We start from the raw sequence: 12,610 nt of genomic DNA on the forward strand, positions 1-12,610 counted from the left end.
CTTCGACCGTCCGTGAGCGACACTGGACCCGTGGCACACAGCCTGTTGCTGGTCGATGACGAACCGCGGATCCGGCGGGTACTGCGACTTGCCCTGGAGGACGAGGGCTACCAGGTCTCCGAGGCCGCCAACGGGTACGACGCGCTCGCGGCCCTGCGCCGGGAGCCGCCGGACGTGGTGCTGCTGGACCTGATGCTGCCGGACCGGGACGGTTTCACGGTCTGCCGGGAGATCCGCCGCTCCAGCGACGTACCGGTGATCATGGTGACCGCGCGGACCGACAGCCACGACGTGGTCGCCGGCCTGGAGGCGGGCGCCGACGACTACGTGACGAAACCGCTTGTTGCCAAGGAGTTGTCGGCCCGGATCCGGGCGCTGCTCCGCCGGGTCGAGCCGGCCAACGCGCGGCAGGCCGACCTGATGGAGGTCGGCGACCTGCGGATCGACGTACCGGGTGCCGAGGTCACGCGGGACGGCGAGGTGCTGCCGCTGACCCGTACCGAGTTCAAGCTGCTCGCCGAGCTGGCCGGTGCCGAGGGCAAGGTTCTCAGCCGGGAGCAGCTGCTGTCGAAGGTCTGGGGCTACGGGTACTTCGGGGACAGCCGGATCGTCGACGTCCACGTGCGGCGGCTGCGGCTGAAGATCGAGCGCGACCCGGCCAGCCCGAAGCACCTCGTCACCGCCCGCGGCCTGGGCTACCGACTGGTGAGCTGACCTTGCTGGGACGATTCACCCTCCGGGGCCGGGTGATGCTGGCCTACGGCCTGCTCGCTCTCGGGTTGTCCGCCGTACTCGCGATGGTGACCTGGGGCGTGGTCTCGGACTACCTGACCCAGCAGCGTGAGCAGTCGGCGAAGTTCACGACCGAGGACCACGAGGCGGCGCTGCGGTACGGGTTGTTCGGCCCGCCGGCGCCGTGTCAGCCGGCCCGGGAACATGCCGAGTGCCCGAGCCCGTCGCTGCTGCCCGGGGTGTCCCCGATGGACGTCCTGAACAGCCTGCCCTCCACCGACGCGGCGGCCTCGATGCTGTACCTCGACGAGCACTGGTACGCGATGACCGGGAAGCCGTCGGACCTTCCCCCGGACCTGATCCAGACCGCGCTCGGTGGTAAGGCGGTGCAGCGCCGGATCGAGGTCGGCGGGCAACCGGTGCTCGCGATCGCGGTACCGGTCGGCCCGGCGGGCGACGCGTTCTTCGAGTGGCATCCGCTGGCGAGCCTGGACGACACGCTGCGGACGCTGAAGATCACGCTGATCGCGGCGGCGGTCGCGACCACCCTGATCGGCCTCGCGGTCGGGCGGCTGGCGAGTACCGTCGCGCTGCGGCCGCTGGCCGAGCTCGCCGGGGTCGCGGACGCGGTCGCGCGGGGCAAGCTGGACGCCCGGTTGCAGGCCGAGAACGACAAGGACCTCGGTGGTCTGGCGCGGTCGTTCAACCAGACCGCCGAGGATCTGGAACGCCGGGTGGCCGCGGACGCCCGGTTCGCCGGCGACGTCAGCCACGAGCTGCGGACGCCGCTGACGACGATGCTGAACTCGATGCAGCTGATCCAGAACCACCGCGACGAGCTCCCGGCCGCGGTCCGGGAGCCGGTCGAACTGCTCGGCGACGACCTGGACCGGTTCCGGCGGCTGGTGATCGACCTGCTGGAGATCTCCCGCGACGACGGCGGCGACCGGGGCAGCCGGGAGATCGTCCGGATCGCCGACCTGGTCAGGGCCGCGGCCGACGCGGCCGCCGGACGCGAGGTCACCGCGGTGGAGCACGAGGCCGAGGGGCTCACGCTGCAGGCCGACAAGCGGCGGCTCGAGCGCGTGGTCGCGAACCTGGTCGAGAACGCCGAGGACCACGCCGGCGGCTGCAAGGGTGTCGGCGTACGGACCGGAGGTCTCGGCGTGGTGATCACGGTCGACGACGCCGGTCCCGGGATCGCGGTCGAGGAGCGGGCGCGGATCTTCGAGCGCTTCGGCCGCGGCGAGACCTCCGGCCGCGGCCGCGGTGTCGGACTTGGCCTGGCGATCGTCGCCCGGCACGTCCAGTGGCACCACGGAACCATCCGCGTCACCGAGCGGCCTGGCGGCGGCGCGCGGTTCGTGATCGAGCTGCCCGCGAAAACCAGCTGACGGCGGTTGCCCGCTCCGGTTACCGTGGGCGCATGGCTACTTGCCTCTGTGTCTAGCCGGCGCACTCACTCCCACAGGTGAAGTGCGTCCACTAGTATTCACGGAGAGTAACCATGATCACCGTTCGCGGTGTTGATATTCGCGTCGCCGCCCAGCTGCTGCTGGCCGACATCTCGTTCACCGTCGGCGCCGGGGACCGCGTCGGGCTCGTCGGCCGCAACGGCGCCGGCAAGACCACGCTGATGAAGACCCTGGCCGGTGAGGCACGTCCCGCCACCGGGCAGATCGCCGTCACCGGGTCGATCGGCTACCTGCCGCAGGACCCGCGGGCGGCCGATCCCGCGATCACCGTCACCGATCGCATCCTGTCCGCCCGCGGTCTCGATGACGCCGTACGGCGGTTGCGCGCGGCCGAGACCGCGATGAGTACGGCGACCGGTGCGACCCAGGAGAAGTCGATGGCGGCGTACGCGCGGGCCGAAGCGGCGTTCCAGGCGGGCGGCGGGTACGCGGCCGAGGCGGAGGCGGCACGGCTCGCGGCCGGTGTCGGCCTGCCGAACCGGGCCATGCAGCAGCCGATCGGCGAACTGTCCGGCGGTCAGCGGCGGCGCGTGGAGCTGGCCCGGATCCTGTTCGCGCAGCACGACACGTTGCTGCTCGACGAGCCGACCAACCACCTCGACGCGGACTCGGTGCTGTGGCTGCGGCAGTTCCTGCTCGGGTACCCGGGCGGCCTGATCGTCATCAGCCACGACCGGGAGTTGCTGAAGGCAACGGTCAACCGGGTCTTCCACCTGGACCCGCAGCGGCTGACGATCGACCTGCACAACACCGGCTGGACGAAGTACCTCGAACAGCTGAAGCTGGACGAGCGGCGGCGGCAGCGGGAACGCGTGGTCGCCGAGCGGAAGGCCGCCGCGCTGCACACGCAGGCGGCGAAGATGCAGGCGGGCGCGAACACCGCGGTCGCGGCCAAGAACATGGCGCGGCGCGCGGACAAGCTGCTCTCGGACCTCGAGCCGGTACGGCGGGCGTCCCGGGTCGCGAAGATCCGGCTCCCGGCCCCGGCACCGTCCGGCCGCACGCCGCTGTCCGCGGTCGGCCTGAAGAAGTCGTACGGCGCTCTGCAGGTGCTGAACGGCGTGGACCTGGCCGTCGACCGCGGCAGCCGGGTCGTCATCCTCGGGCTGAACGGTGCCGGCAAGACCACGCTGCTCCGGCTCCTCGCGGGGCGGGAACAGCCGGACGCCGGTCGCGTCGTACCGGGGCACGGTCTGCGGCTCGGGTACTTCGCCCAGGAGCACGACACGCTGGACCTGGCGGGCACCGTACGGCAGAACCTTGCCGCGGTCGCGCCCGGTCTGACCGACGGCGAGGTGCGGAACGTGCTCGGGTCGTTCCTGTTCAGCGGCGACGACGTGGACAAGCCGGCCGGCGTCCTGTCCGGCGGCGAGAAGACCCGGCTGGCGCTGGCCGGGCTGGTCCACTCGAGCGCGAACGTGCTGCTGCTCGACGAGCCGACGAACAACCTCGACCTGGCGTCCCGGGAAGAGGTGCTCGGGGCCGTCGGCAGCTACCCGGGCGCGATCGTGATGGTCACCCACGACGAGGGCGCCATCGAGTCCCTCCGTCCGGACCGCGTCCTGCTCCTCCCCGACGCCACCGAGGACCTCTGGTCCGACGACTACCGGGACCTGGTGTCGCTGGCGTGACTCAACCCGGGGGTTGAGGCCCGGGATCCACCCGGGTCTCACCTCCGGGCTGACGTTCCGGAGCGCGAATCCGAGGAGGGTTGTGACCAACAACGAAACCTCCTCGGAAGGAACTGAAATGTCGGCCGTAATCGGAATCCTGATTGGCGTGCTTGTGCTGGTACGGGTGATCGGCCGGCAGGTGACCGGCTCCCTGGTCACCCAGAAGGGGCTGTTCCTGATGCCCGCGATCCTGCTGGGTATCGGCGTCCTCTCGCTGGCCTCGGTGGTACACACCGCGACCCCCGGCGAACTCGCCTTCCTCGCCCTCGACTGCGTCGTCCTCCTCGGCCTCGGCGTCGCCCGCGGCGCCAGCATCCGGCTGACGAACACCGACCAGGGGCTGTGGCAGAAGGGCACCACCGCGACGCTGCTGCTGTGGCTCGTGACGATCGCCCTCCGGGTCGGTACGGCGTTCGCGTCGGCGGCGCTGTGGCCGCACAGTCCGGTCGGCCAGGCCACGATCGCACTGACCATCGGCCTCACGATCGGCGCCCAGAACGCGATGGTCTACCGCCGGGCGCTCGCGACGAACGTCCCGCTCGCCGCGCAGCGGGCATGATGTCAGCATGAGTTGGACGCTGGCGGGCCAGGTACGGGACTCCTCCGTGCCTGGCCTGCTGCTGCGCGCGGTGCCCGGCGTGATCACGATCATCTCGGTGGTGGTCGCCGCGCGCGGGAAGGACGAGCAGCGGCTGCCGTTCTGGGCGGTCGTCGTCCTCGGCGTGATCGTTGTCGTCAGCAACGTCTCGCTGTTCGGCCTGAAGTACGGCGAACCGCCGGGACCGGCCGGGTACGGGATGCTGGTGTTCACGGCGGCCGGGTGCCTGCTCTGGTACGCGCTGCCGGCCAGCGCGATGATCGTCATCCCGTACTGGGCCAGCCGCGGCGCGGTCCGGTACTTCCGGCCCGGCCGGCTGGAGTGGGCCGTCGTCGCCGTCAGCATCGTCGGCGTGAGCGTGCCGCTGTACATCACCACGCGGTCGGCCCCGGGCGCGTTCGGAGCGGCGTTCGGGCTGGTCGCGCTGACCCTCGCGGCGGTCAACCGCAGGTCGCGGGAGCAGCAGCTGGAGGAGCTCGAGGTGTCGCTGGCCCGGAAGCAGGCCGCGATCGAGGAGCACGGCCGGGCCGCGGCGCTGGCCGAGCGGGCGCGGATCGCCCGCGACATGCACGACGTACTGGCGCATTCGCTGGCCGGGCTGTCGCTGAGCCTGCAGGGGGCGCGGCTGATGCTGGTACGGGACGGCGCCTCGCCCGAGGCGATCGAGCAGGTGACGCGAGCGCAGGGGCTGGCCGCGGAAGGGCTCACCGAGGCGCGGCGGGCGGTCGCCGCGCTGCGGGAGGACGCGGTTCCCGACGTACGGGCGCTCGGGGATCTGGTGACGGCGTACCGGCTGGAGAGTGGTGCGGAGGCTTCGTTCGAGGTTGAGGGTGCGGAACGGGAGTTGCCGGCGGAGGTGATGAGCACGTTGTACCGGACGGTGCAGGAGGCGTTGGTGAACACGCGCAAGCACGCACCGCGCGCGCCGGTGCAGGTGCGGTTGTCGTACGGCGACCCGATCCGTCTGGTCGTCGACGACACGCAGGACAAGCGCCCCGAGCGGGCAGCGCCGGGTGGCTATGGTCTGCTCGGGATGCGCGAACGTGCCGACCTGGTCGGCGGCTCACTGGAGGCCGGCCCGACATCGACGGGCTGGCGGGTAGAACTGAAGGTGCCTGCGTGAAGGAGCGAAGCGAGTTCACCAGAAGACACAGCGTGGTCCGTGCCTCAGCCGCGCCCGGAGCGAAGCGAGGACGCGGATGAGCTTGCGAGTGGTGGTCGCCGACGACCAGACCGTGGTCCGGGACGGGCTGGTGACGTTGCTGAAACTGCTGCCCGGTATCGACGTGATCGCGGCGGCGTCCGACGGGCGGGAAGCGGTCGAGCTGGTGGCCGAGCACGATCCCGACGTACTGCTGGTGGATCTGCGGATGCCGACGATGGACGGTGTCGAGGCGACCCGGCAGGTGCGGACCGGGTACCCACGGACCGAGGTCGTGGTGCTGACGACGTACAGCGACGACGACTCGGTGATGGCCGCGTTGAAGGCCGGCGCCCGCGGGTTCCTCACCAAGGACGCCGACGCCGAGTCGATCGGCCGTGCCCTGGAGGCGGCCGCCGACGGTCAGTCGATCCTCGACGCCGACGTCCAGCGCCGCCTGATCGAAGGCACCACTGCCACCCCGAAACCACCCACCGACTCCGGCCTCACCCCCCGCGAACTCGAAGTCCTCCGGCTGATCGCCGAGGGCCTCTCCAACACCGAGATCGCCCGCCACCTGGTAGTCAGCGAAGCGACGGTCAAAACCCACATCAACCACCTCTTCGCCAAAGCCAACCTCCGCGACCGAGCCCAAGCCGTCGCCTACGCCTACCGCCTAGGCCTCGCCTGACGCACCCCATCCATCAACAGATCAAGGTGCCCCGATGCTGCGCGATCGCCGGCAGCGGCCAGGCCGCCGCCTCGGCGTAGCTCACCTCGGACAGTCTGGCCAGGCCAGTGGCCTCTGCTCCGCGGACGACCGGGCAGGCGGCAGGTAGTGCACCAACGAGACACTGTACGCACGAACGCGCTGACGCTCAGGTGCACTACCTGGTTGCCCGACATCTCCTGTCGAGCTGACCGCCGTTCGGCGCCACCGCCCCGCGCTCGGTTTCCTGCCATCTTTGAGAAGCCACCGGTCATTCCCGGGCCGGCGAAGTGGTTGGTGGCTTCACGAAGTTGGGCCTGACACGCTGTGGTTGCTGGCTTGCGGGTGGTGCGTTACTTTGAACGTATGAAGAGTTCTGCAGATGTGCAGCATGACTCGTGCAACGTGCGGTTGGTGGATCCGGAGCGGGTGGCGAGTGTTGATGCCAGGATGCCGGGGGAGCAGGACATCGTCGACACGGCGGACGTGTTCGGGCTGCTCGGGGATCCGCGGCGGCTGAAGCTGCTCGTGGCGCTGCTCGACGGGGAGTTGTGCGTCTGCGACCTCGCCGCGATCACCGGGCTCAGCGAGTCCGCGACCTCACACGCGCTCCGGCTGCTGCGTGCACACCGAGTCGTCGCCGTACGGCGGGACGGGCGGAACGCCTTCTACCGGCTCGACGACGCGCACGTACGGATGCTGCTGGATCTCGCCGTCGCGCACACCGAGCACACCGACGCCATCCACCCGGAGAGGGCGGACGCATGAGCGCACGGCACGAGCACGGTTCGGAGACTGCTGCCGCAGGGCGTGGTCGGGGGCAGGGTCAGGGCCACGGGCACGGGCACGCCGTCAACGCGGCCGCGGACCGGAAGCTGCTCAGCGGCGCGCTCGCGCTGATCGTCGGGTTCATGATCGCCGAGGTGATCGTGGGACTCGCGGCCGGTTCGCTGGCCCTCGTCACGGACGCCGCCCACATGCTCACCGACGCGATCGCGATCGCCCTCGCCCTCCTCGCGATCCGCCTCGCCGCCAAACCACCGCGCGGCGGATTCACCTACGGCTTCAAACGCGTCGAGATCCTCTCCGCGCAGGCGAACGGCATCACGCTCCTGCTCCTCGCCGTGTACTTCGTCTACGAGGCGATCAACCGCCTGATCCACCCGCCCGAGGTCCAAGGCGCGCTGGTACTGATCACCGGCCTGGTCGGCATCGTCGTGAACCTGCTCGCCACCTGGCTGATCAGCAAGGCGAACCGCTCCAGCCTGAACGTCGAGGGCGCCTTCCAGCACATCCTCAACGACCTCTTCGCGTTCATCGCCACCGCGATCGCCGGTCTGGTCGTGCTGCTCACCGGCTTCGCCCGCGCGGACGCGATCGCCGCGTTCGTGGTCGCCGTACTGATGCTGAAGGCCGGTATCGGGCTGGTCCGCGACTCCGGCCGGATCTTCCTGGAGGCCGCGCCGGCCGCGATCGACCCGCAGGCCCTCGGTGCCGAGCTGTGCGCGGTTGACGGCGTCGTCGAGGTCCACGACCTGCACGTCTGGGAGATCACCTCGGGCGAGCCGGCCGCGTCCGCGCACATCCTGGTCGCCGAAGGGCTCGACTGCCACCAGATCCGGATCCGGATCGAGGAGGTGTTTGCCGAGCGCCACCAGCTGACGCACTCCACGCTTCAGGTCGACCACGCGACCGCGGGCCTTGCGGAGCACTGCACTGACTCCCACGGGGTTGTACACAGGTCGCCTACAACCGCTGGGCAAGCACCTGACCCGGCCAGTCCGGCCCATTGACCCGCGGTACGGCGAACTCGGCGTACCGCGTGAACCCCTGCCGCTCGTAGTACCGGACGAGCGCCTGGTCGTCGCCCGCGAAGCAGTCGACCCGGAGCAGCCGGACGCCGTCCGCGCGGGCCAGTTCGCGGGCGTGGTCGAGCAGAGCGGCGCCGAGGTTCTGTCCCGCGGAGGCGCGTTCGGTGACGAGCAGCCGGACGTACAGCTCAGGCTCGGCCGCCGGCGGCACGTAGTCCAACGCCGCCCCGACAGCGAGAGCCCCGACGACGCGTCCGTCCGCCCCGTCCGCCCCGACCGCCGGTCCGTCCGCCCCGACCGCCGGTCCGTCCGCCCCGACCACCGGTCCGTCCGCGTCGACCACCCGGCCGTCCGCCCCGACCACCCGGCCGTCCGCTTCGGCGACCCACAGTTCGCCCTCGTCCGCGAAGCCGGTGAGCTGCGCGACCCGGCGTGGGCTGGTCGAGTGCGGCGTCGTACCCCACTGCCCGGTCCGCCCGCGGGCGACCAGCCACTCGGTCGCCCCGTCGAGGAGACTCAGAACCGCCGGTACGTCGTCCCGCCCGGCCCGGCGGATCGTGATCTGCACAGTTTTCAGAATAGTGTCGAAATCCCGGCGGCAGCCTCTACCCAGTTGTGTAGAGAGGAGCTCACGATGAGCAAGCTGGACAAGACGTTCACCGCGCCGCTGCTGAAGAGCGACGCCAAGGGCGGTTGGACCTACGTGCAGATGCCGGGTTCGGCCGAGTACTTCGGGACCCGCGGACTGGTCAAGGTCCGCGGCACCATGGACGGGCACCCGTTCGAGAGCTCGTTCATGGCGCTCGGTGACGGGACCCACAAGCTGCCCGTGAAGGGTGCCTTGCAGGCGCTGCTCGGCAAGCAGCCGGGGGAGCGGATCACCGTACATCTGGAAGAGCGTCTCTGATGAGAGTGACTTCCATTTGATCTGAGATCACCGTCACAGCGGGTCATGTTCTGAGTAAGGACTCTGTGAAGAATCGGTGCTGACCCGCTGCTCGGGGTGGGGATCCTTCCGGCCGGACCGTAAGTTCGGATCGGGTGGTCCGACGAAGAGGAGTGAACGAAGTGCTACGGGGCTCAGCAGGCATGCCGTTGGCGTGCCCAACATCAACGGTTCCGGATTTTTCGTGACCGCGCTGAAGAAGGTGCCCGGCGTCGCCGGGGCGGTGCTGCTGCTCGGCGGCGCGCTGCTCGGGTTCCGGACGGTCTCCGCGAGCGGGGCGGACTGCGGTTCGGCGTTCCGGCCGGCCGCCGGGATCACGCCGATGGCCTGCGACAACGCGCTGAACAGCGCGAGCACGCTGACGACGGTGGTCATCATCGCCGGCGTGCTCTGCCTGATCGGTGCGATCGCGGTGAAGCTGCTCAGCGACCGAGGACAGCAGAAAGTCACTGCCTGATCCGCAGGTTCTGTGCCACAGTGCGGCAGTGACGATCGAACCGTTCCGGCTGGACGTGCCGGAGAGCGAGCTGGACGACCTGCGCCGACGGCTGGACCTCGTGCGCTGGCCGGCCGAGCTACCGGGAGCCGGCTGGACCCGCGGCGTACCGCTCGAGTACCTGCAGGACCTGGTCGCGTACTGGCGGGACGGGTACGACTGGCGCGCTGCTGAAGCCCGGTTGAACACCTGGCCGCAGTACACGACGGTCATCGACGGCGCCTCCGTGCACTTCGCGCACCTCCCGTCGACGTCACCGGAGGCGATCCCGCTGGTGCTGACGCACGGCTGGCCCGGATCGATCGTCGAGTTCACGTACGTCGCTCCGCTGCTGAGGGACTTCCACCTGATCTTCCCGACCATTCCGGGGTTCACGCTGTCCGGCCCGACGCGTGAGGCCGGGTGGGAGTTCCAGCGGGCGGCGCGCGCGTGGACTTCGCTGGTGACGTCGCTCGGGTACGACCGGTACGGCGTACAGGGCGGGGACTGGGGCGCCGCGATCTCGCGTGAGGTCGGGCGGATCGACGCCGAGCGGGTGATCGGCGTACACCTGAACCTGATCCCCGGCGCGGGCGCGACGTCCGAGCCGACGTCGGCGGAGCTTGCTGCGCTGGACGCGGAGGAGCAGGAGCGGACGTGGGCGTCGTGGCGGCGGCAGCAGGGGTTCGCCTCGGAACAGCAGGGGTACGCCGACCTGCAGTCGACGCGGCCGCAGACGCTGGCGTACGCGCTGACCGACTCGCCGGTCGGGCAGCTGGCGTGGATCGCGGAGAAGTTCGCGACCTGGTCGGACACGCCGATCGACCGGGACATCCTGCTCACCAACGTGATGCTGTACTGGCTGACCCGGACCGGCGGATCGTCCGGCGCGATCTACTACGAGCGCGCGCACGCGGCGTACTGGGGTCAGCCGCCCGAGCCGTCGCGAACGCCGACCGCGCTGCTCGACCTCGCGCACGAGAACTTCATCCCGTTGCGGCACAAGGCCGAGCAGAGCGACAACATCGTGCGCTGGACTTCGCATCCGCACGGCGGGCATTTCGCGGCGCTGGAGCAGCCGGAGCTGCTGGCCGCGGACATCCGCGCGTTCTTCAGGGCTTGAGGATCAGCTTCCCGGTGGACCGGCGGGCCAGCAGGTCCTCGTGCGAACGGCGGGCCTCTTCCAGCGGGTACTCGGCGCCGACGAGCGGGCGGAGTTGCTTGCGGGCGGTGAGATCGAGCATCGCGGTCAGCGGGTACTCGTACATGCCGGGCAGGTTCATCGCGGGCACCAGCCAGAAGCCGGCCACCGAAAGGTTGCGCTGGGCAAGCGCGCTCGGGTCGATCGGCGGTCGTCCTTCGCGCCCGGCATTGCCGTAGTTCACCAGCCGCCCGAAGTCCGCCAGGCAGTCGAGTCCGGCCTGCGTCGCCGCGCCGCCGGTGGGATCCAGGACGATGTCGACGCCGCCGTCCGAGGCTCGTCGGACCCTCTCCACGTAGCCGTCCAGGTCGTTGTCCACGGCAACGTCCGCGCCGAGCTCCAGCGCCAGCTCGCGTTTGGCCGGCGTGGACGCTGCCGCCACCACCCGGCCGGCGCCGAAGTGCTTGGCGAGCTGGATCGCGAGCGAGCCGACACCACCCGCGGCCGCGTTCACCAGCACGGAGTCGCCGCAGTCCATCCGGGCGCTCTTCCGCAGTACGTGCCAGGCCGTCAGCCCCTGGATCAGCAGCGCGAGCGCCTGCCCGTCGGTGACCTCGTCCGGTACGTCGACGGCGCGGTCCTTCGGCGCGACCGCGTACTCGGCGTACCCGCCGCCGGTCGTGAGGATCGGGGCGAGGATCCGCCGGCCGGTCGTCGTGCGCCCGACGATCTCCACGCCCGGTACGAACGGCAGCGTCACGCCGCCGCGGTACGAGCCGTCGGTGCGATGGGTGTCGGCGAAGTTCACGCCCGCGGCGCTGACCTCGACGAGCAGCTGATCCCTGCCGGCGACCGGCGGATCGAGCTCGGCCGGGACGAGTACCTCGGGGCCGCCGAACTCGGTGACCTGGATCGCGCGCATCTGGTTCCTGTCCGATCTGCTGGGCGAACTATCGTAACGACATGAGTTTTACCGGTTTCCCGGCGGCGGCGCTGGACTTCTACGACGATCTCGAAATGGACAACACCAAGAGCTTCTGGACGGCGCACAAGCACGTCTACGAGGAGTCGGTGCGGGCCCCGATGGCGGAGCTGATGGCCGAGCTCGAGGAGGAGTTCGGTGCCGCGAAGCTCTTCCGCCCGTACCGGGACGTCCGCTTCGCGAAGGACAAGACGCCGTACAAGACCCACCAGGGCGCGTACGTCGCGGTCGCGCCGGCCACCGGCTGGTACGTCCAGGTGTCAGCCCCCGGCGTCCGCGTCGGCGCCGGCTTCTACGACGCAAGCTCGGACCGCCTGGCCCGCATCCGCACCGCCATCGCCGACGACCGCCGCGGCAAACAACTCGAGAAGATCCTCGCCAACCTCGCCAAGGCCGGCTGGAGCATCGGCGGCGACAAACTCAAAACCACCCCCCGAGGATACGACCCCGACCACCCCCGTATCGACCTCCTCCGCCACAAATCCCTCAACGTCGGCAAGAGCTACGGCTTCGACCCCTTCATCCACACCCCCACCCTCACCACCCACATCCGCACCGACTGGCAAGCCACCAAACCCCTCATCACCTGGCTCACCGACAACACCTGAGCAACAAGGGAAAGCGAAGGTACGGCGCTTGCCCGGGCCGGCCCTGCTGCGTAGCGAAAGAGAAAGAAGTCGAGGAGAAAGACGGGAGGCGGGTGTGGCCGACCGACGGTCGGCGGGGTGTGGGTGTTGACCCGACTCGGTGGCTGGACTCGTCGGCCGCATGCTGTTGGTGATGGCGTCGCTACCGCTAGTCGAACAGGTCTGCTGAGTCGAGCACGGGGGAGACCGGCGCGGGGGTGCGCGCCGTAGTACCGGCGCCGACGGGACACCGGGTGAGCCAGTCACGGTGACTGATTCCGTCGGGGCTTGTGGCGTAACC

14 protein-coding genes are annotated in these 12,610 nt (G+C 70.2%); 12 read left to right on the forward strand and 2 right to left on the reverse strand.

Translation table 11 applies throughout. The features are described 5' to 3' along the window. The first annotated feature begins 30 nt into the window (after positions 1-30). The 8 genes from JOF29_RS33290 to JOF29_RS33325 all read left to right on the forward strand — a co-directional run bounded on the left by JOF29_RS33290 (position 31) and on the right by JOF29_RS33325 (position 8,121). Positions 31-714 (forward strand): response regulator, encoded by a 684-nt coding sequence (locus JOF29_RS33290; RefSeq protein WP_209698338.1) that lies wholly within the window; start codon positions 31-33, stop codon positions 712-714. 2 nt (positions 715-716) lie between these two features. Next, a complete protein-coding gene (locus tag JOF29_RS33295; protein ID WP_209698339.1) occupies positions 717-2,126 on the forward strand; it encodes an ATP-binding protein in 1,410 nt (469 codons plus the stop codon). 113 nt (positions 2,127-2,239) lie between these two features. Then, the gene (locus tag JOF29_RS33300; protein WP_209698340.1) at positions 2,240-3,838 is read left to right on the forward strand and encodes an ABC-F family ATP-binding cassette domain-containing protein; all 1,599 of its coding nucleotides are present in this window, start codon (positions 2,240-2,242) and stop codon (positions 3,836-3,838) included. Between the two features lie 118 nt (positions 3,839-3,956). Further along, positions 3,957-4,439: a hypothetical protein gene (locus JOF29_RS33305; RefSeq protein ID WP_209698341.1), complete on the forward strand. Its 483-nt coding sequence runs from the start codon at positions 3,957-3,959 to the stop codon at positions 4,437-4,439. A 7-nt stretch (positions 4,440-4,446) separates the two neighbouring features. Then, positions 4,447-5,601: a sensor histidine kinase gene (locus JOF29_RS33310; protein ID WP_209698342.1), complete on the forward strand. Its 1,155-nt coding sequence runs from the start codon at positions 4,447-4,449 to the stop codon at positions 5,599-5,601. Positions 5,602-5,677: 76 nt separating this feature from the next. Beyond that, positions 5,678-6,310, forward strand: coding sequence for a response regulator (locus JOF29_RS33315; RefSeq protein WP_209698343.1), 633 nt, complete (start codon positions 5,678-5,680; stop codon positions 6,308-6,310). 384 nt (positions 6,311-6,694) lie between these two features. Beyond that, complete coding sequence (locus tag JOF29_RS33320) at positions 6,695-7,096, forward strand: ArsR/SmtB family transcription factor (RefSeq protein ID WP_209698344.1); 402 nt, start codon at positions 6,695-6,697, stop codon at positions 7,094-7,096. Beyond that, entirely contained in the window at positions 7,093-8,121 is a 1,029-nt protein-coding gene (locus JOF29_RS33325; protein WP_209698345.1) for a cation diffusion facilitator family transporter, read from the forward strand. Before JOF29_RS33320 ends, JOF29_RS33325 begins: the two co-directional genes overlap by 4 nt. On the opposite strand, the gene JOF29_RS33330 is transcribed toward JOF29_RS33325, so the two are convergent. Next, positions 8,075-8,707: a GNAT family N-acetyltransferase gene (locus tag JOF29_RS33330; RefSeq protein ID WP_307863817.1), complete on the reverse strand. Its 633-nt coding sequence runs from the start codon at positions 8,705-8,707 to the stop codon at positions 8,075-8,077. The genes JOF29_RS33325 and JOF29_RS33330 overlap by 47 nt on opposite strands. A gap of 66 nt (positions 8,708-8,773) precedes the next feature. Here JOF29_RS33330 and JOF29_RS33335 point away from each other — a divergent pair, with 66 nt between their 5' ends. The 3 genes from JOF29_RS33335 to JOF29_RS33345 all read left to right on the forward strand — a co-directional run bounded on the left by JOF29_RS33335 (position 8,774) and on the right by JOF29_RS33345 (position 10,683). Continuing rightward, positions 8,774-9,046, forward strand: coding sequence for a DUF1905 domain-containing protein (locus JOF29_RS33335; protein WP_209698346.1), 273 nt, complete (start codon positions 8,774-8,776; stop codon positions 9,044-9,046). 193 nt (positions 9,047-9,239) lie between these two features. After that, the gene (locus JOF29_RS33340) at positions 9,240-9,542 is read left to right on the forward strand and encodes a hypothetical protein (protein WP_209698347.1); all 303 of its coding nucleotides are present in this window, start codon (positions 9,240-9,242) and stop codon (positions 9,540-9,542) included. Positions 9,543-9,570: 28 nt separating this feature from the next. Then, positions 9,571-10,683 (forward strand): epoxide hydrolase family protein, encoded by a 1,113-nt coding sequence (locus tag JOF29_RS33345; RefSeq protein WP_209698348.1) that lies wholly within the window; start codon positions 9,571-9,573, stop codon positions 10,681-10,683. Here JOF29_RS33345 and JOF29_RS33350 read toward each other — a convergent pair. Then, on the reverse strand, positions 10,673-11,623 hold the full coding sequence (locus JOF29_RS33350; RefSeq protein ID WP_209698349.1) for a quinone oxidoreductase family protein: 951 nt from the start codon (positions 11,621-11,623) through the stop codon (positions 10,673-10,675). The two genes, JOF29_RS33345 and JOF29_RS33350, sit on opposite strands and share 11 nt — an antisense overlap. Positions 11,624-11,664: 41 nt before the next feature. Here JOF29_RS33350 and JOF29_RS33355 point away from each other — a divergent pair, with 41 nt between their 5' ends. Then, entirely contained in the window at positions 11,665-12,291 is a 627-nt protein-coding gene (locus JOF29_RS33355; protein ID WP_209698350.1) for a DUF2461 domain-containing protein, read from the forward strand. The last annotated feature ends 319 nt before the right edge of the window (positions 12,292-12,610 follow it).

This window comes from Kribbella aluminosa (genome assembly GCF_017876295.1).
GTDB classification, from domain to species: domain Bacteria; phylum Actinomycetota; class Actinomycetes; order Propionibacteriales; family Kribbellaceae; genus Kribbella; species Kribbella aluminosa.